This window comes from Niveibacterium umoris (genome assembly GCF_014197015.1).
Classification (GTDB): Bacteria; Pseudomonadota; Gammaproteobacteria; order Burkholderiales; family Rhodocyclaceae; genus Niveibacterium; species Niveibacterium umoris.
Genome location: NZ_JACIET010000001.1, coordinates 1,493,317 through 1,513,985, shown reverse-complemented (window position 1 = coordinate 1,513,985; position 20,669 = coordinate 1,493,317). Strand labels below are relative to the sequence as shown.

The window sequence follows — 20,669 nt, the reverse complement described above, 5'->3', positions numbered from 1 at the left end:
CTGGCACCCGACCTGCGGTGAAGATCGCCGCGATCGGCGGCGCTTGTGACACATTGGAGGCCCGCATTCGCGAGCAGATGCGCGAGCTTGAAACACTCGGAGGCATGGTCGCGGACGACTTCTTTCTTGTCCGTGTCGAGCAGGCAAGGGAAGAGGCCGATTCCGTTGATCGCTATGCGATTCTCGCTGGTCTCAACCAGGACTTGAGCAACCAACTCGCTACGCTTGTGCTGTCGCTGTATGAGCGCCCAGCGGCGTTCGTCGAAGCATGAACGCGCCCTCGTACGATCAACTGCCAGCCCCGCTCGATGAGCGGGGTTTTTCGTTCATCCCGGAGCCTCCAAGCGACGATGAGATGAATGGTGGCGACGGGGCTGCCGACAATGACGATTCGGAAGGTCGTGACAGCCTCTGGCAAGAGATCATCAAGGCGCTGCGTGCATTCGAGCAGTCTGGACGCCTTCCGGCCAGCGCACAGGCGCTGTCTGCGATGGGCAAGCTTTACGCCCTCGTTTGTGATGACGAGGAGACAGCCGATCGGCGCATCAAGGCAGGAGTGCTGTTTGTCCTGTTTGGCGCTCAGCTTGTCGATCGCGGAGTTCCGCCTGCGCTCTACGGCTTACCCAAGTTTTATCCCATCAAGCGTGCGATGTTCGATCGAATGTTGCTGTTTATGCTTGATCTGCTCTGGCTGCGGCGCTGCGCGCTGCAACAGCGCCAGCGCTTCAGGTTGCCAGCAACGCAGGGGCGCCGCCCGTTCTTCGCTGCGAACTGCAACAAGCTCTTGTCTGAGCTTGCAGCTGAGTGGTACCGCTTTGCCAAGCAAACGCCGCATCAGCGCAAAGGCGAGTGGCGGAACACTGCTGCACTGGGGCGCGAGCTTGTCTTCCTGCACCTTGATGCACGTGCGGGCCTGTCGTTCCCCGCTCTTGAGCCCAAGGTTGCTGCGGCGCTGACGGTCGTTCAGGCGAGAGGTGACGCGACGAACAGGGCTCGGAGCTGCATAGATCGCCTGCGGTTCTGGAAGTGTTGCGTCGTGGCGGATTGGAGCCCCCAACTTGCTGCGCACTTCTACTCCGGGATGGTCGCGCCGATGACCCGGCAGCAGGCACACAACGCCATCGAGAAACTGCGCCGCGATCTTCCCAAGTCGCTGATCGTCTGAGGGGGGCAGCTGTATCCCTCCGGGAGGAGAGATACTAAGCAGAGCCGACCGCCCAACTCGTCAGCCCCTTAAGCCCGCGCTCTGCAACGGGTTAGGGGCTGACAACATTGGCTGACGGAGAACGGAAGCAAGGGCTGACCACCGTCACTCCTTGCTGCTGAATTCATCGACTGGGGGCGCAGCACTCAAGCGAATCTGGACCTAGAACAGGTTGGCTGCATTGTTCTTGTCATTCATCGGTACACGTTCGATGGTGAGTGATGCCGTGGCGAATCGGAACATTTCATATTTCAAGCTTCCCGGGCACGTCTCCATCGTTAGTTCGCTTAGCCCTGCCTCAACTTGTTCCGTCTCCGAAATTGGTTCGACCCACGTTGTCTTGATGTAACCCGAGGTTGCCTTGAGAACAGCTCCGTTTCGATAGGCGCACTGTTTTTCCTCCCGAGTGTCTTGCACCTTGCCGGCCCCGTATTTCTCGCTAATTAGCGCTTTGACGCGCTCCTTCCTGTCGTCAACCGTAAGAGAAAGTCTGCTGAGCTTGCCGTTCTCAAAGGTGAGCGACGCTTCCATCGGCTTGGCGTTCAACGGTGAGGCGACGGACGTCTTAAATTTGGCCTTGTTCTCGGGAAGCCCTTCCTTCGAGACGTCCGGCACTAGCGGGCCTGCAAGGTAGATGCCGTCCGCTTCATTAAGCGCTTCGACCGCATCCTTGGTCATGCCGATTTTCAGTGCGCCAAAGCCGACTGGTCCCGTGGGTGTTCGAGCGACGGCCTTTGGTTGCTCGACCTTGGTAGCGGACAATGCCTTCTTGGGTTTCGGTTCCGCAGCCGAAATGCTCACGGCGTAGCAAGCAGCTAGCGCCATCAGCAGTATTTCTCTCATGAGCGTTCCTAATTTGAATCTGGTTGCTTGGGCACTGTGCCGGACGAGGATGTTACAAGAGGAGTCAGGCGAAACTTGAGGCGCCAACGCGAAGTCCTAGAAAATCGCAAGCTCCTTTGATCTATCGCGGTCTCTCTCTCAAGCGCCGCCAAACACGTGTCTCACCTCCGGACGAACTTGAACAAAGCTTGAACGGAATTTAAACGGAAACGGCGCCCCGGCGGCCTGTCTCACCTCATCAGCTCAAGCTGCGGTGCGTGGCTTCAAGGTGACTACGTTCTCTGCGGCGCTAGTCAGCAGTTCCAGGCGGTCGCCCAGCAGTCGCCATGCCTCGCGCATCTCCGGGGCGTAGTCGTGACGCTGGTAAATGCGCTTCATGCGATTCTGTTCCAGATGATTCAAGCAGCGCTCCACCACCTCCGGGAGCACGCCAAGCGCGGTCATCATGGTTGCTGCCGTTCGCCGCAAATCGTGGGGCGTCCATTTTCCGCCCGGCATCATCAGCGCCGAGGTGTGGGCCGTTCTGTTGCTCATTGCGCCACGATCGCCGCGCTGCCGGTCGCCGATTTGTTTCGCGATCGACTTCTCGCAGACGTGTTCCTTGTGGTGCTTCGCGGGCAGTACCCACGGGCAGGGGAGTAGATTCCCTGCATCGTCTTCGGTCATCCCGGAGAGGGGGCGCAGTTCCTCGAAACAGCGGACAGCGAACGGCGATAGGAAGACGGTATGTTCGTGGCCGTTCTTTGCTATGTCTTCGGGAATCTTCCAAGTCCGGGCGTTCAAGTCGACGTCCTCCCATCTGGCCTTGGACAACTCGCCGACGCGGCAGCTCGTTGAAAGCATGACCCAAATTGCCAGTTCGGTGCTTCTCGCCATGTGGGCGCTCTTTAGTGCTTGGGGAAGCGCCCGGACTTCAGCCTCAGAAAGCACCCGTGCCCGCTCCTCGGCCTTGGCGCCGATGTCCGTCCGCTTGATTGACGCTGCCGGGGATGCATCTATCCAGTCGAAGGAGACGCAATAGTCGAAGAACTGCCGCAGATCGGCAATCATGTGCCGGGCTAGGACGCGCGCGCCGCGTGTTTCGATCGCTTCAAGCAGCGTGCGGAGATCGCCTTTCTTCACGTCTTCCAAGGCCAATGCGCCAATCTTCGGGAATACGTCACGCTCGAAACGGCGGATGAGTTCGGTGCTCTTGGGCTGGCCGCTGCGTTTGCCTGGTGCTGCGAACCACTGCCGCGCAGCCTGCTCAACGGTACGACGTTTGGATATGCGCTGCTGTTCGGCTTCCGCTGCGGCCTTCTCAGCCTCATGGCGGGCCTCCTCCGCTTCCAGTCGCGCTTGTTCCAATCGTGCGGACTGTTCCAGATGCTCGCGGACGTTCTTGACGCCGGACTGGTAGAGCTTTGACAACTCGCCGGCTTTGGTGCGCGCCGCGTCCAGGGTCAGACCGTTCTTTCCTGTAGCGTCGAATCTGCCGAGCGGGAGGCGGACGCGCTCTCCGGATTCGCTGGTGTATCGGAAGTAGAAGATTTGTTCGCCGCTCCGGGTGATGCGTGCGCAAAATCGCCCTGCGCCCTTGGGTGCGTCGTCGGACAGCCAGATGTCCGAGCCGGTTATACGCTGAGTGAGTTCGCGAACTGTGATCTTGCCCATATTTTCCCTGGTGCCCGTTTGGTGCCCGTTTGAGCGTGGTTTTTGAAGGATTCTACAGGACTTGTGCAGACAGTTGGATTGCTAAATCCCAGTGTTTGCAATGGATGGGGCGGAGATTGAAGACGTTGATAGACTGCAGCAGACTGGGTTGAACCTATCTACGAACCAGGGGGTAGTGGGTTCGAATCCTGCCGGATGCGCCACCTAAATCAAGCACTTAGCCCAGTCTTCGGACTGGGCTTTTTGCTTTCTGGTGGTCGAACGCGCGTTTTGTGCCTGTACTGTGCCTGTTTGCCGCTTGCTTGCGGTTTCGCCGGGGGCAGGGCGCAAGTTCCGGCTTCCGCTTCCGTGGCCGTAGCGCGTCGTTGATGCCCTGCAATACTTCGTGCCTCTTGACTGGCTGCGTGCGTGCTCCAAGTTGCCCGCGGACTTGTCGCGCCCTCGGCGTTACGTGGCCCCGTTGGTTTCTCCCTAAAGCTTCAATTCGGGATCAGTCCTGTCTGCTCCGAAAGTTGCTACTGCTGGCGCTGGTACCGGTTGACCGCTGTGCCGGTCGTGGCTGACATCCGGCGCTGGTCTTGACCGTCGCATCGCGATCCAATTCGGGCGAGCGCTTCTTTGTTTTGTCAAAGTCAGGAAACTGAGCGCAGTGGTCAGTGCAGGCGACCGCTCGTCGACAGGTCCTCAGCCTTAACCGACATTCAGATAGTCGCGCACGGTGGGCACGCGAACGTCGGCTTTGAAATCCCATGGTGGCCATGGATCGACCCAAAGCTGACAACTGTTGGAAGGTCATTGGCACATATGCCCGCATGTCCCAGGTCGGGCTCGCTCCACGATACATAGGCGCCGAGGCAAAATCAGCGCACGCAAGCGTGCGCCGCCGTGTCCCTCGCCTCGTGCAGCAGTCGCCGGCCTAGCGGGCGCAGAGTGACGCGACGCTTGCCCTCGCCATCCGCCGCGCGCTCCACTAGCCCGGTCTTCTCCAGCGGCAGCAGCCGCAGCAGCAAGTGCGAGGCCGGTGTGCGCAAGGTGCGCGCGAGCTCCGTCGCGGGTGCAGCGCCGCCGGCGGCATCAAGCACCGTCAGCAGCACGAAATCGCCCCACGAGGGGCCGTGATGGGTGCCGAGTTCGTCGTCGAGCATGAACACCAAGGCTGCGTGCTCCAGGTGCCGGTCCACGCAGGCCTGCAAGGCTTCTTCGCTCATGGCGCCAGCCCTTGCAGTTCGCGGTGGATCTGCTCCAGCGCTTTCAGTTCGCTCGCGTAGTCGTACTCGGCATTCTCGCGTTCCGTAACGAGTTCCAGCACTCCGAATGCGAGTCCGTCCACGCTGCTGCGGTTCCACTCCGCTTGCAGCACGCGGTCTGCATGCTTGCCCATGCGTAGTTCAAACCGAGCGCGATTTAGCGCCGCGTGCACGTTGCTGCTCGCGCCGAGCAGCAGGTGGCCGCTCGCGAGGTCGCGGATGGCGTAGATGCCCATGGGCGGGAAGGTGTCACGCGCCTGGCGCGCGGCCACCCGCCGCGTCGAGCGCACGATCTGGTTGGCGGAAGAGTCCATCATTTTTCTCCTTGTGAAGGTAGTAGAGTCCATGCAGCACAAGCATGGCCAGGAACACGGCAGGACAAGCCCAGAACACGCCTGCCAGGCCGAAGCGCGCTTCCAGCGCTACGGCAGACGCCAACGATCGCAGCCATGCTGAGGAGCGCCGGCACCAGCGCCGCGCCGCTCGCGCGGATCGCGCCCGCCGGCACGTTGCTCCATCCGAGTAGCACCACGCTCCAGGCGACGGTGCGCACGATGGTGACCGCCTGCTTCAGCAAGGATCCGGGTTCCAGGAACACGCGCAGCGCAAACTGCGCGAGCAAGAGCACAGCGACAACGAACAGCGCGGTGAACAGGGCGTTCAAGCGCAGCCCGGTACTCACGATCACCGGCAGCCTCTCGCGCCGTCCCGAGCCGACTGCGTGCGCGCTGAAGATCGCCGCGGCAATGCCCAGGCTCATCGCCGGGAAATGCACCCAGCCCAGGACCTGCGTCGCCGCGCCATAGGCGGCGGTAGCGGCCAACCCGTAACGGTTCACCAGACCTAGCAGCACGATCTCAGCAAGCGCCATCGCTAGCATCTGCAATGCGGCCGGCAGGCCGATGCGCAGCATGTGCGACTGGCAGCTAACTCCCGATGCATCAGCTTCCATGGAGGTGAGCAGGATCCGCTGACAACTACCCGTACTCACTGCACGGCGGGAAGCGTTGGCGGTCTGTCGGTGTTCAGCGTGCCGAGGAACGCGACGAGGTCGGCCACTTCGGTGTCTGTGAGCTCGATCGGCGCACGCTCGACATGCTTGGCACTGTCAATCTTGCCGCCGTGCCGGTGCGTCAGTTCAGAGCGGCCCACCGCGGCATGGGGGGCCGCGATGTAGTGACGCACAACCTGCTCCAGTGTCGCAAACTGTCCCGCATGCATGTACGGCGCACGCTGCGCTATGCCGCGAAGGCCTGGAGTCTTGAACGCACCTTCCAGTGCTGGGTCGTCACTCACCATGAATCGCAGCTCCTGGCACTGGCTCGGCTGCGCATCGCTGAACGGCCCGAGGCAATTGAACTCGTCGTCCCGCACCTTGCCGGTTGCATCGGCACGGCCGCGATCGGGCCGCGCAACGTCGCGCTGCGGCACCCCGGTATTGTGGAACTGCTGGTCGGTGAGCAAGGGGCCGTTGTGGCAGGTCACGCACTGCGCCTTGCCGATGAACAGGCGGAGGCCCCTCACTTCGTCGGTCCGGAGCGATTCCTGCGTCGCAGTTTGGCCGCTCAACACGGTATCAATGTAGCGATCCAACCGGGTTGGTTCGTACTTCAGTGATTTCTCATACGCCGCGATGGCCTTGCCCACATTCGCGAAGATCCGCGACACGTCTTCTCGTTGGCGGGTGCTCATCCTCGCCCAGGCGGCGTTCTCTGCCGCGCCCCCTTTGGGCCCTGCGTCTTCCGGCAGACCATCCAGCGACGGCATTTTGCCGAAGACAGCCTCGTACTCCTTGCGGTAGTTCGACGCCAAGCGCCGAGCGAGTCGCGTGCGGTTTCCCCCGTGCTCTGCAGCATCTTCGAGCGGACCGAGCGCCTGCGACCAAAGGCTGTCCTTGCGGCCATCCCAGAACAGCCAGGTGCTGTAGCCCGCGCCCACAATCGGCATCGAGCGGCGCGAACCTGTCCCGACACCGCGCCCCACCGGCAATCCGTCCTGGAACTGCTTCTGTGGGTCATGGCAGCTCGCGCACGATACGGCGCCGTTGCGGCTGAAGCGTGCGTCGCTGAAGATGCGCCTGCCGAGATCGACTGCTGCAGGCAGGCGCTCGAACGCGTTGGAAGGATCCACCGGTACCGGCGGCAAACGCTTCAGGCTGAGCGAGGCCAAGGCGGCCATCTCGTCCTTGCTCCACCCGTCCGCGCCCGAGCCAGAAGATCGGGGAGCGGCATGGGCGAAGCTCACCACGAGCGCCGAGCAGGCGGTCGCAAAGCAGCTGAGCATCCAAACGAGCGAAACAACGTTGCGCATGGTCGTCTCCGAAAATTGGGGCCTTGGGTGCGTCAGTGACTGGCGCCGTACTCGGACACCGCGACGTCGAAGAACACTCGTTCTCTGCCCTGAGGGCTTTCGATGGTCAGCTGGATCTCCAACCAGCCCGTCGTGCTGAACGTCATGCCCTCGATCACGTAGGTGCCGTCGGTCACTCCTTGTGTCACCCGGGGTCGCGTCAGCAGGCCATACCCGTGCTGCGGCATGCCGCCGTCCACATTGATGCGTGCATGCTTGATCGGTGCGCCATCTTGCGAAGCGAGCCTGACCTGCCAGGTGTGCGCCTGGTCGATGGCTATCGGCGTCGCCGGCGGGTGCAGCGTGACAACGAACTTGCTGTCGGCCGGCGGGCGAGTGAATGACAGGAGCAGAAGGCTCTTTGGGCGCATCAGCGATCGACGCCGCGTTCGGACACAACAGTATTGAAGGTCACCTTGTCGCTGCCTTGGGGGCTGTCGATGCTCAGCTTGATCTCCCACCAGCCGGTCATGCTGAACTTCATGCCTTCGATCAAATAGGTACCGTCGGAAAACGCTTGCGTCACCTGGGGTCGCGTTGGCAGACCATGCCCATGCTGTGGCATGCCACCGTCGACTTTGATCTGCGCATGGGTGACTGGGGCTCCGTCTTGCGAAGCGAGCCTGACCTGCCATGTATGCAGCTGATTGATGGCGGGGGGCGTTGCCGGTGGCTGCAGCGTGACGACGAACTTGCCGTCAACCGTCGGGCGGGTGAGCGAAAGGTCGAGGTCGGACGGCGTCGACGCGCAGCCTGCCGAGGCGGCGGCTGCAAACGCAAGGGCGATGGCAATGAAGCGCTTCATGGTGTGGTCTCGCAATGCTGATGGGGGTTGGGCGTTCTGACTCACCGTCCGATCTGGCGATGAGGCGAAGGTACTTTCGTTCTCTGCGACCACGGGCGACAGCACCGTGCGATCGGTGGTGCGCCGGCGTCCGCAATCGGTCGATCTGATCGACCGAATGGGGCGCACCAAAGCGCTGACTGGCGCTTCACAGGTCCGTTACTTGTGCTTGGCCGCGCCGACGCGATAGCCAGATGCGCTGATGCCAGCTACCGCTCGGTCGGCGCCACAGACCGTTCCCGGATGGCACACGACGATTCGTCTCAGACGGTTTTGCGCTGGAGAGGCGCGCGACGAGAGTGAAGGTCATCGACGACTGCGCGTCGTCGCGGATTCCCGGACCTCACCCTAAAACCTGACGGAACTCATCCATGAAACACTTGCTACGCATGATTTCCGCCCTGCTCGTCAGGCGGCGTACCCTCAGCAGAGAGGAGCAGTACCTCGCGCAAGCGGTGGATGCACACGACCTGCAGGCGCGTCAGCACTCTCTTGAGCGGGCTAGAACCTGACCGCGACGGCCAACGCTCCAGCCGCACACGCCGAGCATCGCGCGCGGAGCGCCTACATCGGCCGGAACAGGTGGCTGAAGGCGCGGCTGACCTTCAACTGGCGCTCCAGCCCACGCATGACCAGGCCGTAGTGTCCGTTCTCATCGCGCGTGGCGCTCAGGATGGCGGTCGCGTTGACCATCAGGCTGCGATGTACCTGTATGAAGTCGGTCGAGTCGATGCGCGCAATCAGTTCGCGCATGCTCATGCGCACCAGCGCCTCGCCCGATTGGGTCACGACGTTCACATACTTCTCGGTGGCCTCGAAGCAAATCACGTCGGCAACCGGGATCATGCGCACGGTGTTGCCCACTCCGGCGCGGATCACCTTGATACGATCGGCAGCATCGGACCGGGTGTCTTCCGGCGCGGCCAGCGACTGCATGCGCTGCATCAACGCCGCCATGTCGCCTGCCTGGGGTGATGCGGCACGTTCGGCCAACCGTGTTTTGAGCCTTGCGACGCTCTGCTGCAAGCGATCGGCAGTGACGGGCTTGAGCAGGTAATCGACCGCAGCGCGCTCGAAAGCCGGGACCGCGAAGTGATCGTAAGCCGTAACGAATACAACGAGCGGCGCGGCCCTGTCGGCGGGCCAGTCGTCTGCAACCACCTCGGCCACCTCGATGCCGGTGCGCCCCGGCATCTTGATGTCGAGAAACATCACGTCGGGCACGAGTTCGAGCGCGAGTTCGGTCGCTCGCAAACCGTCGTCGGCGACGCCGACGATGCGCAGTTCGGGCCATACCTGTTCCAGCAAGCGAGTCAGCGTGCGCGCGAGAACTGGTTCGTCCTCGGCGATGACAGCGGTCGGGGCGGTGATCGAAGTCATTCTGATCCCTCTCGATGAGTCGATGGTTCAGGTGATTGGTGCGCGCCGTGCAGGCCGGATCGGCTGGGTATGAACACCCGGGCGCTGACGCCCGTGGGCTGGCGCCGCTCCAGGCTGAGCTCCGCGGCAGGGCCATAGATCACCTGCAGCCGATCGCGCACGTGCTGCAGGCCATAGCTTGCTCCAGGCGAGCGCGGGGCCGGTTCATGGTGCTCGTCCGCAGGCAGCCCGAGTCCGCTGTCGTTGATGCGGATCTCGATACCCGCAGGCGTGGCACATGCGATCACCTCGATGCTGCCTGAGCCGACCTTGGGCTCAAGCCCATGCTTGATTGCGTTTTCCACCAGCGGCTGCAAAAGCATTGGCGGAACCTCGGTCCGCTCCAGGGCTGCAGGCAACTCGAGCCGATAGCTCAGCCGCGGCCCCATGCGCAGCGCCATGATGTCCAGGTAGGCGCGCAACTGGGCGAACTCGCTGCTGAGGGAGACCGATTCGGTCTGCGACGCGGCGAGTGCGCTGCGCAGGTAGACATTCAACTGGTCGATCATCGACTCGGCCCGATCGACATCCTCGCGCACCAAGGAACGCAGATTGGCCAGCGTGTTGAACAGCATGTGCGGCTCGAGTTGCGCCCGCAGCAGGCGCAACTGCGCGTCAAGCGCCAGACGCTGCGCCTCTGAGCGCGCGGCTGCTTCCTTCGCTAACTGCTCGCGTGTGGCGTAGTAGTGGAACCCCACGCCACTTACAAGGAGGGTGAAGAGGACTGGTATCAGGCTGACACTCATGAAACCAACCATGCGCAGGGGCTCGCCCAGCAGCAGGAAGGCAAACTGGTGGCCCACGATGAATCCGGTCGGTACCGCAACCAAGCCCGTCAGCAGCCAGCGCGCCATCGGCTGGAATCGCGAGAAGGCGCGCGCACGCCTGAGCAGCAGTACGCAGGCCACCATCGTCATGCCTACGCACTCGTGGAAGACCATCAGCCTGGGCCACGTATCGAGCCCTGGAGACAGCAAGTACAGCAGTGTCGCAGCGAGCGCCCAGAAGACAGCTGCGGCGGCAGCGGCCCGCAACACGCCTTTCAGCGTATCGGGCCACAATTCGGCGGTGGGGGTCGGAGCAAGGTACATGGTGGGTGGCAGTCCTACACGAGTATGAACCAGCCGGTGCAACTGTAGAGCCGCCCTGGGGCGGCGCCAAGAAGCTAGATACTGGAGCCCAGCGCCATCACAACGCCGACACCGAGCCCATAGGGAAGGTGCGAGACCGTGCTGGCCAACAAGGCGTTGGTTCCTTGCGGCCCGCGCCGCCCGAACCAGCCCCAACCGAAGGCTGGCAGTAGCAGTAGCCAGGGCAGCAACGAGGTGGCCACACCGAAGCACACACCACCCAGAAGGTGGTGGATCGGCCCGTTCAACCCCATGGTACGGACGATCGCCGCATACAGCAGCGCTACTCCGCCGCCGCCGACAAGAAAGTGAAACGCCCAGCCTGCCGGCACCTCGCCAGACGCTGCCGGGGCGCGGGAGATATCGGCATGAGTCCATTGCCCACGCAGCAGGCCCAGCGCCCAGCGGCCGACCAAGGCGACGCTGACGCCACTTGTCAGGCCCGCCCGGGCGGCGAGCGTCTCGGTAATGTCCATCAGGGCGGCGCCTACGATGCCGCCGATATAGGCCAGGACGAAGTCGTTCACAGACAGGTTCCTTTATGTGGACGCTAGGCGGGATGGACCCGCGATTTCAGGTCGCCGACGGAGGCTGTGTGGCGACCGTCGGCGACATGCCGGCTGGAATCCGGCTCAGGATTGCGCGCTGGTGCCGCATTGGCACAGCGCGCCGCATTGGCATTGCGGGCCACAGGCGCAGCCGGTTTGTGCGGCGGCTTGCTGGCAGCCGCAGGTGCATGCGGCGCCCGGACACGGGGTGCAGTTGCAGGGAAGTTGCTGATTGGCGTTCATGGTGGTGTTCCTCTGGGTTGCATCGACGACGGGATGTCATCGATGGCTGAACTTTCGGTGCTGCGGCAGCGCGCAGCCAGCCTCATGAGACGAAGAGTCGTCTCAGGTGCGGGAGCTGTCTCTGCGATCGACTGAGTGGTCATGTCATCGCCTTGAGCCGGGTTGCCGGGCGCCCGCGTCTCACCGTTCGTCACCATCCTTTCACCGCTCAGGCGCCTCGTCGGACCCTTGCCGGACTGATTTCGACGGCTGGGCGCATTCCACTCTCACCGCCCAGCCGGTGTCACTGATAGTTCGCCTCATCGAATGCACCTCGCGTTCGTGCCAACCAGGAGGGGCAACATGGACGAAACATGCAAACGGATAGCGGAGCGGGCCGACAGTGGCCGCGGCGACGCGAGGTCCGTCGTTAGCCAAATGGCGCAGATCGTGGTGTCGGTTCTGATCTGGTGGCTGCGGGTGCCGCGCAGCAACAGCTCGAACTTGCGTTTCAGCGCATTCAAGTCGATGCCGACACCCACGAGCCACCGGCACGTCGTCGTGTAAGGCACGGTGAGAAACTCATGGAATACATGGTCGGAATCACCCTTGCGCTGTTTCTCTGCGCTGCCGCAGCAGGCTTGTGCATGGACCGGGAGCGCGTGTTCTACCCCGCCGTCACGATCGCCGTCGCGTCGTACTACCTGGCGTTTGCCGTCGTCGATGGCCGCAACGAAGTCATGTTGTCCGAAGTACTCATCGCGTCTCTCTTCATTGTCGCGGCAGTGGCTGGCTTCAAACGTAGTCCGTGGTTCGCCGTGGTCGCGCTGGGCGGGCACGGCGTGATGGACGCCTTCCACCACCATCTCGTGCATAACAACGGTGTGCCACGAGTCTGGCCAGGGTTCTGCATGACCTTCGACGTGACCGCAGCGTTGATCGTGACCTGGGTCATGCTGGCTCGCGCCCGGCAAGCGCGATCGCGAGGGCAGGGGTGAGCCTATGGCACGCAGAGTCGTCATCAAGGCCGTCATCCAGAGATCTTCCGTGGTGAGCGACACGTCGCCGCAAAACTGTGCTCACCGGCAGCGCCAGATTGTCGATTCACCCCACGGGAAGATGGATCGAGCCTTGATTCGCGAAACACAAAGCGAATCCGCCCTGCACGCGATGAGGTCTGGCGCGTTGTGCGAGTCCGTCATGTCCACCGGATTACGTGGCATGGGTATTTCACAACAGGCGACGGCTTGGGCCGGGAGTCTGTGAGCGATGCCATCGGACCTGTACGGATGGCGCATAACGCTTGAACCAAGGGTTGTCGTCTTGCGACGCCCGCTTTGATTGGGAAATTCATGGCAATCGGATCGAAAGCATGGATCGAACGTGGTGGCTCGCTAACGCTTGGCGAAAAATGGGCGATTACCTTGGGCGGTGTTCGCAAGCAGCTAACCCTGCGCGCATCGCGCCACAGGAAGCAACGATGCGTGCTCGACCAGCTTGACGCGCAAGCGCTCGACAGCATCGCACCGCCATGGGACGCGCTGGCCCAGATATCGTCAGGCGCGGCTGCGAGGCTTCAGCCTCAGTGGTTGACCAACCACGGATGGCGCACCTATGCCTGGGGCGCGCTGCTCGCCCTCAACGCTGACCTCCAGTACGACCGCGGGCTGCTGTTTGCTGCTTGCCAATTGCACGATCTCGGCCTGACATCGCACGACGCGCATCCTGTTACCGAGTGCTTTACGCTGCGCAGCGCAAGGCTTGCTCGATCCATTCTCAAGCAAGCATGCGCGAGTGCGGACGAAATCAGCCGCGTTGAAGAAGCAATCATCCTTCACATGAATCTTGATGTGAGCATCGAGCAGGGCGTAGAGGCGCACCTGTTACAGGCGGGTGCTGGCCTAGACGTTGTCGGTCTGCGCTTCAATGAGGTGCCGCCAACGCTCCGAGATGCGGTCTTGGAGAAATACCCGCGGCTCGGGTTCAAAGGGCACATCTGCCGCTGCATGAGCCACGAGGCAAGAGCGGCGCCCAATTCTCGGGCTGGGCTCTTCGTTCGTCGACTTGGCTTTCTTGATCTGGTCGCTGCGTCACCTTTCGATGACTGAACTTGTCTCTCTGGTGCCTTCGACACGGGGCCAAGTTTGAATTGCTGGGTAGGGTCTGGCTTGGTTGCCCCCTTTTCCATTCGACATGTCGGTCACTTCTTCGGCTGAGTTACCTATTCATTACGCAGATGGAAAATCGCATCCTTTGCTTCGTCAGAAACGTCGTCGGCATCTTGCTTGCTGGCGGCCTAATCTTATTGCCCATATACGCGCAGGCTGCAGAGGGTGGCGGCAAACCGATTGGGTTTGCAGTTCGGGTATCGACGGAGGGCATTTTCAGCACCAAAGTCGAAAAGGTCGAAGTTGCCAAGGTCGAGCCAGGAAGCCAAGCAGAAGCGGCCGGGATTGCGATTGGCGATGAACTCGTGCGCGTCGAAGGCATGCGCGTTCCCGGTGGCGACGGCGTGAAGCTCAAGCCCCTTATGCACTTCAGCCCCGGTGAGCCAAAGCACTTGGCGTTCAAGCGCAAAGACGGTTCCGGGTATGACGTCACTTTGCTAAAGGCCCCCTAGTGCGGCGGCCTGACGGTGCAATCAATCTGACAGCCCAGCGCTGCGCTTCGGAGTCGGTTACTTGCAGTGTTGGAACTTGGTTTGCGCAAATCCACTCGTTGCCTATTTGGGGCAGTCATGAATCTTCCACAGACTTGTGAATTGTCAGAAGACCAAGAGCGTCATCTGCAATGGAAATCAATCTGGTTTTGCAAGAGTCGTCACAGATGGAGCCACCTCTGGATAATTGGCAGATGTCTATATCCTCGGGCCATACAGAGGGAAGGAATTGTCGAACGTTCTGTTACGACACATTGTCGGACATCCTCAACTGCAAGGGTTGCGCCGTTTCGCTTTCGCGACACGAGATGCACATGGCCTCTATGCCCAATACGGCTTCAAATCAACCCGAAACGTCGACATAGTCACGCCGAGAAAATGTTTCCGGTCGAGTTCGAACAGCAGCATTTCAACAGGCAGAAAACGGTTTAGGGATGCAGGGGCGATTCAACATAGCAACTACCGCTAATCAGAAAATGAACTTCTTCCTGGTCCTGGAAACTAGCATCACCTTTAGCAATTTCATCCACAATGACACTGGCGTCATTCATGACAAAACGGAAATTGCTGAACTTGAGCGCTTTAAACGTCAGCATTGAGCCGAGGGCTAGCTTGGCAATCCACACGGGCACTGCACGACAAAGCCGCGCAGTGCTGGTGACTTTCTAGTTAGCCCAATTTCACTGGAGCACTAGCATGGGCCAGAAGTATCCTGAATTATCTGAACGACATATTGAGTTCATCGCTCAGCAAAAGCTGTTCTTCGTTGGCACGGCGACCGCAGATAGCCGAGTCAACATCTCCCCCAAAGGCATGGACTCTTTACGCGTCATCAACAGCAAACGTGTCGTGTGGCTTAACGTCACAGGCAGCGGCAATGAAACGGCTGCACATGTTCAGTCCAGCCCGCGCATGACAATCATGTTTTGTGCGTTTGACGGGGCGCCTATCATCCTTCGTCTCTACGGCACTGCAAAAGTCATTCACAAAACCAGCCCCGAGTGGCAGCAGTTGCAAGCCCTATTGCCTTCGCTTCCCGGAGCTCGCCAAATTTTCGATCTGGAGGTCGAGTTGGTGCAGTCTTCCTGCGGCATGGCAGTGCCCTACTTCAGTTACGAGGGTGATCGAGAGCTGTTAAGGGACTGGGCTGCCAAAAAAGGTGATGACGGCATCAAGGAATATTGGGCGCAAAAGAACCAATTCAGCATTGATGGAGCACCCACCCATATCGTTAAACATGGGGGCTAGCATTTCGGTCAAGGCGGCGAGGGCCTTCGGCCTCCGCTGGATGTCTCGCTTGCGGGACGCCCTTTACCTTCAATGTTTGGCACCAGGAGACGTGTCTCTGTGGCTTTCACGGGCCGGGACAAATCAAACTCTTTGGAATTGAGCGGATAAGAAATGAAAGCACAGATCAATCAAGTCTCCGACACGGCTTTCATGGCAGCCGCTTACCGTGCCAGGGAGACGAATCACCCAAACGCGATATTTCATGATCCGCTGGCAGCGAAACTTGCCGGTGACCATGGAAAGATGATCATCGACAACCTTCCGAAGCAGGCTTTCGTCGGCGGCTGGTCAGTTGTAATTCGTACTCGCATCATCGATGATTTCATTCAAGGTGCGATCGCAGAGGGTGTTGACACCGTTCTGAACCTTGGCGCCGGGCTGGACACCAGGCCATACCGAATGGAGCTCCCAGATTCGCTCCGTTGGATCGAAGTGGATTACCCACACGTCATCGAACTGAAGGAATCCCGTCTTGCCGGCGAGACGCCGCGGTGCCGACTGGAGCGGGTGAGACTGGACCTTGCCGACGTTGATGCCAGACAGACATTACTCGATGAAGTGGCAACCCGATCGGGAAAAGTCCTCGTATTGACAGAGGCAGTTACTCCCTATCTGTCCGAAGAAGCGGTTGCTTCCCTCGGGGAGGACCTTGGGGCGCGTGAGTCAATCTGGTATTGGGTCGTGGACTATTTTTCCCCAGCGTCGTATGAATACCGACGGCGAAGTGGCATGAGCAAGTCGATGGAAAACGCGCCGTTCCTGTTCGAGCCGAAGGATTATCTCGGTTTCTTTTTGAGGATCGGCTGGAAGCCGAAGGAGACCCGGTATTTTGCAATCGAAGGGGAACGACTGCGACGTCCCGCGCCGTTTCCTCTCATCACACGACTCGTGATGCGCATCCTGGCATTTGCCGCCTCGGCAGAGCGTCGCCGAGAGATGAAACGGTATGCAGGCTTTGTTCTGTTCGAATCTGCTGACACATAGAAACGGGTGGCTACGAGAAACCGCGGCGCCCAACAAGCACATGCAGCCGACGCATATGCCGCTGCGGCTGAAGCTTGACGTTTAGCCGCACAATCGAGTGCCATGCTGATTCCAACTCTCAGAACTGAGCGCCTTGAACTCATTCCGCCAGACTCCACCTGTGATTCGGCGTATCAGCACTTCTACACCGACGCCGAAGCGTCGGCGGCCTACGGTGGTCCTCTGTCGCCCGCTGCAGCATGGTCTCGCTTGGCATACGACATCGGGGCTTGGTACCTGCAAGGGTTCGGTGTCTGGGCTCTTCGTCGCCACGAAGACGCGGCAGTCCTCGGTGTTTGCGGGTTCTGGCAGGGGCGTGGGTGGCCAAGAGAACTCACCTGGTGGCTGCTTCCCGAAGCGCGCGGTCGGGGCTACGCAGTTGAAGCGTCGCTTGCTGTAGTCAAACACGCCTACGTCAAGTTCGGTTGGGAGGCTGTTCACACATACTGTGCCGATGCCAACGAAGCCGCAAAGGCCCTTATTCTCCGCCTGGGCGGAGTCCAAGTCGCCCGGCAAGTATTTCCCGACGGTGAGCACCGCAATGTCTATCTCATTCCGCGGCCGGCGGCCTGACCCTTCCGTCAAGGGGACTGGCCCGCGGGCATCCCCTTACGAACGTTAGCGCTCACCCATTGCGTCGCCTTCTGGCGTTTGGCCTTCTCTGCGCTGCATCGCTTGCACATGCGCACCCCCAGTGCGGGCCGCGTAGCGCCACAGAGTTTGCGCGCGGCTTCTTTCGCGCCCATCGGCTGTTCTATGCCGCGCCAACACCGGGGCTCAAGAATATGGTCACGCCGGAACTCTACAAACTCCTTCGGGCGCACTATCGCTGCGAAGGCGACGGGTACGTGTGCCACCTTGACTACGAACCGTGGCTGGGCGCACAGGACGGCGAGGTGAGCGCGCCCGTAAGGTACTCGATCAAGGAACGAAGCCATTCCGTCACACGGGTAGCCATGCACTATCAGTTCTTGATCGAGCCCGGCGTTCCAACCACTGACCGTGAAGTTGTGCTGCACCTGAAGTCGGCGCCGCCTCCCCAGTGCTGGAGACTCGGTGATTTGATAACCCCTACAGGCGAATCACTCGCAACGAGCTATGCCGGCAAGCCCTAACAGGTCTGTCATACGGACCCCCAAACTGCTACACAGCTTGGCCTCCCTCTGCTGGCGCTTCGGTGCCCGTTACGTGCAACGTTAGCTTTGGTATTGAATCGATCCCACCCAACAACAGAGACAAACATGCCCACATCCACCTGGAACCTTGAAGCAGGCAGCGGCGACTGGAACACGGCTAGCAACTGGAACCCCGCCGGGGTGCCCAGCGATGCCGCGGCATTCGCCAGTTCGACGCAGACGGGCATCAGCTTTTCGCAGGCATCGGGAAGTGTGGTGAACAGCATCGAATTCGCGGCAGGGGCGTCGGCCTATACCTTCACCTTCAGCGCGCCGTCGCCCACCACGCCAACGCTGGTCATTGCCGGCAACGGCGTGACCAACAACTCGATGAGTCAGCAGAGTTTCATCGTCGCCGCTGCCAGCAGCGGGTATCAGAATCCACAGCTCAAGTTCACCCATTCCGCTTCGGCGGGCGGCGCCAACAATTACTACTGCGCCGGCCCGGCAACGGCACAAGATTCCGGCGGCGGCGTGATTCGCTTTGCCGACACCTCATCCGCCGGTGCGGCCAACTTTATGGCGTGGACCGGCGCCGGCACGCCACCGCGGTATGGCAGCACGGTGGGCGGCGAGATCAGCTTCGGCGATTCTTCGACCGCGGCGTCGGCCAGCTTCACCATCTACGGCTCGCTCGGCAGCGATGGCGACACCTTCGGCAACGCCGTGTTCCACGATAGTTCGACAGCTGCCAACGCCACTTTCACCAACATCGGCGGCACGGTTTCCGGTGGCGATGGCGGCAACACGCAGTTCTACGACAATTCGACAGCAGGCGACGCGCACTTCTGCAACAAGGGCGGGACTTTCAGCAAAGCGAATGGCGGCGACGTGGCTTTCGACGGCACCGCCAGCGGCAGCTACGGGCACTTCTACAATTACGCCGCACCGGCGGCCGGGGCCTACGGCGGCGTCACGAGTTTCAACAACAATCCGCCAGAGGTAACCCTGGGGGGCGCATCAGCGGGGAACGGCGCCTACTTCAACTTCGGTGCGCGCAATAGCGAACAGGGCGGCGGTGGCCATGTTGAGTTCAGTGCCCGACACGGTTCGCCGACTGCGGCCAACGGCATCTTCAACAACTACGGCAGCACGATCTCCGGCAACGCCACCGCCGGACATACGATTTTTTCGATCAACCAGCCGAGCAGCTATTTTCCGACGGCGGGCAGTGCCACCTTCTACAACCACCCCGCCGCCGCACCGGGTGGCGCAGCAGGTTTCACTGCGTTCTCGGTCTATACCAATAGCGACTCCACGGGCAGCGCCGGCGATAGCTGCAACGTTCCCACCGCCGGCGAGGGAACGTTCTACAACCTCGGCGCCTATATTTCGGGTGCCTCGGGTGGTTACACGACGTTTTCCGGCACCTCGACCGCGGGCAACGCGGTGCTGTTTGCGTACGGCGGCACGAACGGCGGCTATGGAGGCAAGATCGCGTTTTACGACAATTCCTCCGGCGGTACGTCCAGCATCTCGCTCGTCGACAATGGCGAACTCGATCTCAGCTACCACGCCGGCGGCGTCACGCTGGCCAACCTCGAACTCCGCGGCGGCATCATCCGAGTGACGCTCGGCAGCACCCCGACCAGCCTGACCCTAACCGGCGCGCTGGCACTGCCGTACCCAACGACCTTATCGTTCCAGAGTAGCGGCGTCAGCGCTGGCAGGCCTTACACGGTGCTGACCGCGCCGAACCTCACCGATTTCTCGGCGGACCAGTTCAATGGCAACAGCGTCGATGGCATGACGCCCACTTTCGCAATCGTTGGGAATGCGTTGCAGGTGATGTTTGCGTGAGGCAAAGGGAGGGTGGCCTTGGCCCAAGGGCGGAATTTGGGGCGACCCCCAAATCTTATTCGTGTCTGGCGCACGAAAGACTGCCAAGTTCGTCTTTCGTCAAACGCCACTATCCAAAGTGCCAAGATCAGGACGCTAAACCTATCAATCCATCTGACCCTGCGCGAGACGTGAGCGGCGGCTTCCATTGAGTGATCGCCAGGTGCGCGTGCCGGTGCCAACGACCGCTATTGGCCGAAGCCCAGCCCGACCCAAAGCGGCCGTTGGGCATCTTCAAGATCGCGCGAACGCGATGCGCCACACGGCAGCTGATCGCCGCGCGTTGCATCTTGTCACCGCGATCGCTAGATTGCACTTAGCTAGACAAGACTAAGCAGGTGCAGTGATGAGCACAGTGAGCATGTTGCAAGCCAAGACGACGCTGTCGCGGTTGGTGGAATCGCTCGAAACTGGTCAGGAGTGGGAGATAGTGATTGCCCGGAATGGACGGCCGGCGGCGAGGCTGTGACCGATCGATACGCCAACGGCGGGTGCCCGTATTGGTGTCGCCAAGGGGCGTTTTGTCGTGCCGGATGATATCGACACCCACAATGACGCCGTCGCGGCGCTGTTCCTGGGTGTTGGAGCCTCGTGACCTCCTGCTGGACACCCATGTTGCGCTGTGGGCGATCGCGGACAGCCCGAGGCTATCCCATGAAGCGCGTGCGCACATTGAAGCGCCGCGCAACACCGTCTGGGTCAGCGCCGTCAGTGTCTGGGTAATCGCGATCAAACACGGTCTTCGGCGCGGCGACATGCCGATCTCGGGTGCCGACGCACTGGCGTTCTTCCAGCAGGCTGGCTATCGGTTACTGAGCATCGAGCCAGAACACGCCGCCGCCGTGGAAGGCCTGCCTGCCCACTACGCCGACCCTTTCGACTGCTTGCTTGTCGCACAGGCGTTGACGGAGCCATTGCGCCTGCTGACCCACGACAGCACGGTGGCACGCTACAGCGACACCATCATTCTGATCTGACCGGCCGCTTCGCTGCGCTGGCTCTTTGAATCGTGCGGCCTTATCTGGCCCGCCATTTCCGTCAATGCGTTTGCTGGCTGAACGCACGTTTAGCGTCCGCCATCGGGCTTGCGAGTTGCCGCTGAACGCGATGCCCATCGAGCCCGATGTTCCGGGCAAGTCGGCGCACTGCAATGTGCTGCTCAAGTTCGCCGCCCTCTGACCGTAAGCTCTCTCACGTGCCGTGTCGCGGGGAGGCACGCGGGAT

General features: G+C 61.2%; 24 protein-coding genes. 12 read left to right on the top strand and 12 right to left on the bottom strand.

Annotation, left to right across the window (positions count from 1 at the left end):
• Window positions 1-17 precede the first annotated feature (17 nt).
• Together GGR36_RS06790 and GGR36_RS06785 are read left to right on the top strand one after the other, a co-directional pair.
• A complete protein-coding gene (locus GGR36_RS06790) occupies window positions 18-272 on the top strand; it encodes a hypothetical protein (RefSeq protein WP_183633370.1) in 255 nt (84 codons plus the stop codon).
• Complete coding sequence (locus tag GGR36_RS06785; RefSeq protein WP_183633368.1) at window positions 269-1,165, top strand: hypothetical protein; 897 nt, start codon at window positions 269-271, stop codon at window positions 1,163-1,165. The genes GGR36_RS06790 and GGR36_RS06785 overlap by 4 nt, the downstream gene beginning before the upstream one ends.
• Before the next feature lie 201 nt (window positions 1,166-1,366).
• Here the strand turns inward: GGR36_RS06785 and GGR36_RS06780 are convergent, their stop codons facing one another.
• From GGR36_RS06780 to GGR36_RS06730, 11 genes are all read right to left on the bottom strand, one after another.
• On the bottom strand, window positions 1,367-2,047 hold the full coding sequence (locus tag GGR36_RS06780) for a hypothetical protein (protein WP_183633366.1): 681 nt from the start codon (window positions 2,045-2,047) through the stop codon (window positions 1,367-1,369).
• A gap of 243 nt (window positions 2,048-2,290) precedes the next feature.
• The gene (locus GGR36_RS06775) at window positions 2,291-3,700 is read right to left on the bottom strand and encodes a site-specific integrase (protein ID WP_183633364.1); all 1,410 of its coding nucleotides are present in this window, start codon (window positions 3,698-3,700) and stop codon (window positions 2,291-2,293) included.
• Between the two features lie 860 nt (window positions 3,701-4,560).
• Window positions 4,561-4,908, bottom strand: coding sequence for a helix-turn-helix domain-containing protein (locus GGR36_RS06770; RefSeq protein ID WP_183633362.1), 348 nt, complete (start codon window positions 4,906-4,908; stop codon window positions 4,561-4,563).
• Window positions 4,905-5,261 (bottom strand): GIY-YIG nuclease family protein, encoded by a 357-nt coding sequence (locus tag GGR36_RS06765; protein ID WP_183633360.1) that lies wholly within the window; start codon window positions 5,259-5,261, stop codon window positions 4,905-4,907. The genes GGR36_RS06770 and GGR36_RS06765 overlap by 4 nt, the downstream gene beginning before the upstream one ends.
• Window positions 5,261-5,860 carry an MATE family efflux transporter gene (locus tag GGR36_RS06760; RefSeq protein WP_183633358.1) on the bottom strand — a complete coding sequence of 200 codons (600 nt, stop codon included), beginning with the start codon at window positions 5,858-5,860 and terminating at the stop codon, window positions 5,261-5,263. Before GGR36_RS06760 ends, GGR36_RS06765 begins: the two co-directional genes overlap by 1 nt.
• A gap of 74 nt (window positions 5,861-5,934) precedes the next feature.
• The gene (locus GGR36_RS06755; RefSeq protein WP_207064293.1) at window positions 5,935-7,257 is read right to left on the bottom strand and encodes a cytochrome c peroxidase; all 1,323 of its coding nucleotides are present in this window, start codon (window positions 7,255-7,257) and stop codon (window positions 5,935-5,937) included.
• A gap of 32 nt (window positions 7,258-7,289) precedes the next feature.
• On the bottom strand, window positions 7,290-7,667 hold the full coding sequence (locus GGR36_RS06750; RefSeq protein ID WP_183633356.1) for a FixH family protein: 378 nt from the start codon (window positions 7,665-7,667) through the stop codon (window positions 7,290-7,292).
• Window positions 7,667-8,101, bottom strand: a complete 435-nt coding sequence (locus GGR36_RS06745; protein ID WP_183633354.1) for a FixH family protein — start codon at window positions 8,099-8,101, stop codon at window positions 7,667-7,669. The genes GGR36_RS06750 and GGR36_RS06745 overlap by 1 nt, the downstream gene beginning before the upstream one ends.
• A 603-nt stretch (window positions 8,102-8,704) precedes the next feature.
• Complete coding sequence (locus tag GGR36_RS06740) at window positions 8,705-9,520, bottom strand: LytR/AlgR family response regulator transcription factor (protein WP_183633352.1); 816 nt, start codon at window positions 9,518-9,520, stop codon at window positions 8,705-8,707.
• Window positions 9,517-10,692, bottom strand: a complete 1,176-nt coding sequence (locus tag GGR36_RS06735; RefSeq protein WP_183633350.1) for a sensor histidine kinase — start codon at window positions 10,690-10,692, stop codon at window positions 9,517-9,519. Before GGR36_RS06735 ends, GGR36_RS06740 begins: the two co-directional genes overlap by 4 nt.
• Window positions 10,693-10,724: 32 nt before the next feature.
• Window positions 10,725-11,216: a DUF2938 family protein gene (locus tag GGR36_RS06730; RefSeq protein WP_183633348.1), complete on the bottom strand. Its 492-nt coding sequence runs from the start codon at window positions 11,214-11,216 to the stop codon at window positions 10,725-10,727.
• A 713-nt stretch (window positions 11,217-11,929) separates the two neighbouring features.
• Here GGR36_RS06730 and GGR36_RS06720 point away from each other — a divergent pair.
• The 4 genes from GGR36_RS06720 (at window position 11,930) to GGR36_RS06710 (ending at window position 14,079) form a co-directional block, all read left to right on the top strand.
• The gene (locus GGR36_RS06720; protein ID WP_221229498.1) at window positions 11,930-12,457 is read left to right on the top strand and encodes a hypothetical protein; all 528 of its coding nucleotides are present in this window, start codon (window positions 11,930-11,932) and stop codon (window positions 12,455-12,457) included.
• A 4-nt stretch (window positions 12,458-12,461) separates the two neighbouring features.
• Window positions 12,462-12,725: a hypothetical protein gene (locus GGR36_RS21620; protein ID WP_221229497.1), complete on the top strand. Its 264-nt coding sequence runs from the start codon at window positions 12,462-12,464 to the stop codon at window positions 12,723-12,725.
• Between the two features lie 86 nt (window positions 12,726-12,811).
• Window positions 12,812-13,567 (top strand): HD domain-containing protein, encoded by a 756-nt coding sequence (locus GGR36_RS06715; RefSeq protein WP_183633342.1) that lies wholly within the window; start codon window positions 12,812-12,814, stop codon window positions 13,565-13,567.
• Window positions 13,568-13,695: 128 nt separating this feature from the next.
• Entirely contained in the window at window positions 13,696-14,079 is a 384-nt protein-coding gene (locus tag GGR36_RS06710; protein ID WP_183633340.1) for a PDZ domain-containing protein, read from the top strand.
• A gap of 467 nt (window positions 14,080-14,546) precedes the next feature.
• Here GGR36_RS06710 and GGR36_RS06705 read toward each other — a convergent pair whose 3' ends face one another.
• Window positions 14,547-14,750 carry a hypothetical protein gene (locus GGR36_RS06705; protein ID WP_221229496.1) on the bottom strand — a complete coding sequence of 68 codons (204 nt, stop codon included), beginning with the start codon at window positions 14,748-14,750 and terminating at the stop codon, window positions 14,547-14,549.
• 64 nt (window positions 14,751-14,814) lie between these two features.
• Here GGR36_RS06705 and GGR36_RS06700 point away from each other — a divergent pair, with 64 nt between their 5' ends.
• The 6 genes from GGR36_RS06700 (at window position 14,815) to GGR36_RS21615 (ending at window position 20,624) form a co-directional block, all read left to right on the top strand.
• Window positions 14,815-15,366, top strand: a complete 552-nt coding sequence (locus GGR36_RS06700) for a pyridoxamine 5'-phosphate oxidase family protein (protein WP_183633320.1) — start codon at window positions 14,815-14,817, stop codon at window positions 15,364-15,366.
• A 153-nt stretch (window positions 15,367-15,519) separates the two neighbouring features.
• Window positions 15,520-16,392, top strand: a complete 873-nt coding sequence (locus GGR36_RS06695; RefSeq protein ID WP_183633318.1) for a class I SAM-dependent methyltransferase — start codon at window positions 15,520-15,522, stop codon at window positions 16,390-16,392.
• A gap of 102 nt (window positions 16,393-16,494) precedes the next feature.
• Entirely contained in the window at window positions 16,495-17,004 is a 510-nt protein-coding gene (locus tag GGR36_RS06690) for a GNAT family N-acetyltransferase (RefSeq protein ID WP_207064294.1), read from the top strand.
• 668 nt (window positions 17,005-17,672) lie between these two features.
• Window positions 17,673-19,406 carry a hypothetical protein gene (locus GGR36_RS06685; protein WP_183633316.1) on the top strand — a complete coding sequence of 578 codons (1,734 nt, stop codon included), beginning with the start codon at window positions 17,673-17,675 and terminating at the stop codon, window positions 19,404-19,406.
• Between the two features lie 617 nt (window positions 19,407-20,023).
• Window positions 20,024-20,422, top strand: a complete 399-nt coding sequence (locus GGR36_RS06675) for a type II toxin-antitoxin system VapC family toxin (protein WP_338086635.1) — start codon at window positions 20,024-20,026, stop codon at window positions 20,420-20,422.
• A gap of 64 nt (window positions 20,423-20,486) precedes the next feature.
• Complete coding sequence (locus GGR36_RS21615) at window positions 20,487-20,624, top strand: hypothetical protein (RefSeq protein WP_221229495.1); 138 nt, start codon at window positions 20,487-20,489, stop codon at window positions 20,622-20,624.
• The last annotated feature ends 45 nt before the right edge of the window (window positions 20,625-20,669 follow it).

Coding starts and splice junctions, on each gene's coding strand:
- GGR36_RS06785 (WP_183633368.1), top strand. CDS start 269: ATGAACGCGCCCTCGTACGATCAACTGCCAGCCCCGCTCGATGAGCGG.
- GGR36_RS06780 (WP_183633366.1), bottom strand. CDS start 2,047: ATGAGAGAAATACTGCTGATGGCGCTAGCTGCTTGCTACGCCGTGAGC.
- GGR36_RS06775 (WP_183633364.1), bottom strand. CDS start 3,700: ATGGGCAAGATCACAGTTCGCGAACTCACTCAGCGTATAACCGGCTCG.
- GGR36_RS06770 (WP_183633362.1), bottom strand. CDS start 4,908: ATGAGCGAAGAAGCCTTGCAGGCCTGCGTGGACCGGCACCTGGAGCAC.
- GGR36_RS06765 (WP_183633360.1), bottom strand. CDS start 5,261: ATGGACTCTTCCGCCAACCAGATCGTGCGCTCGACGCGGCGGGTGGCC.
- GGR36_RS06760 (WP_183633358.1), bottom strand. CDS start 5,860: ATGCTGCGCATCGGCCTGCCGGCCGCATTGCAGATGCTAGCGATGGCG.
- GGR36_RS06755 (WP_207064293.1), bottom strand. CDS start 7,257: ATGCGCAACGTTGTTTCGCTCGTTTGGATGCTCAGCTGCTTTGCGACC.
- GGR36_RS06750 (WP_183633356.1), bottom strand. CDS start 7,667: ATGCGCCCAAAGAGCCTTCTGCTCCTGTCATTCACTCGCCCGCCGGCC.
- GGR36_RS06745 (WP_183633354.1), bottom strand. CDS start 8,101: ATGAAGCGCTTCATTGCCATCGCCCTTGCGTTTGCAGCCGCCGCCTCG.
- GGR36_RS06740 (WP_183633352.1), bottom strand. CDS start 9,520: ATGACTTCGATCACCGCCCCGACCGCTGTCATCGCCGAGGACGAACCA.
- GGR36_RS21620 (WP_221229497.1), top strand. CDS start 12,462: ATGGCACGCAGAGTCGTCATCAAGGCCGTCATCCAGAGATCTTCCGTG.
- GGR36_RS06715 (WP_183633342.1), top strand. CDS start 12,812: ATGGCAATCGGATCGAAAGCATGGATCGAACGTGGTGGCTCGCTAACG.
- GGR36_RS06710 (WP_183633340.1), top strand. CDS start 13,696: ATGGAAAATCGCATCCTTTGCTTCGTCAGAAACGTCGTCGGCATCTTG.
- GGR36_RS06700 (WP_183633320.1), top strand. CDS start 14,815: ATGGGCCAGAAGTATCCTGAATTATCTGAACGACATATTGAGTTCATC.
- GGR36_RS06695 (WP_183633318.1), top strand. CDS start 15,520: ATGAAAGCACAGATCAATCAAGTCTCCGACACGGCTTTCATGGCAGCC.
- GGR36_RS06690 (WP_207064294.1), top strand. CDS start 16,495: ATGCTGATTCCAACTCTCAGAACTGAGCGCCTTGAACTCATTCCGCCA.
- GGR36_RS06685 (WP_183633316.1), top strand. CDS start 17,673: ATGCCCACATCCACCTGGAACCTTGAAGCAGGCAGCGGCGACTGGAAC.
- GGR36_RS21615 (WP_221229495.1), top strand. CDS start 20,487: ATGCGTTTGCTGGCTGAACGCACGTTTAGCGTCCGCCATCGGGCTTGC.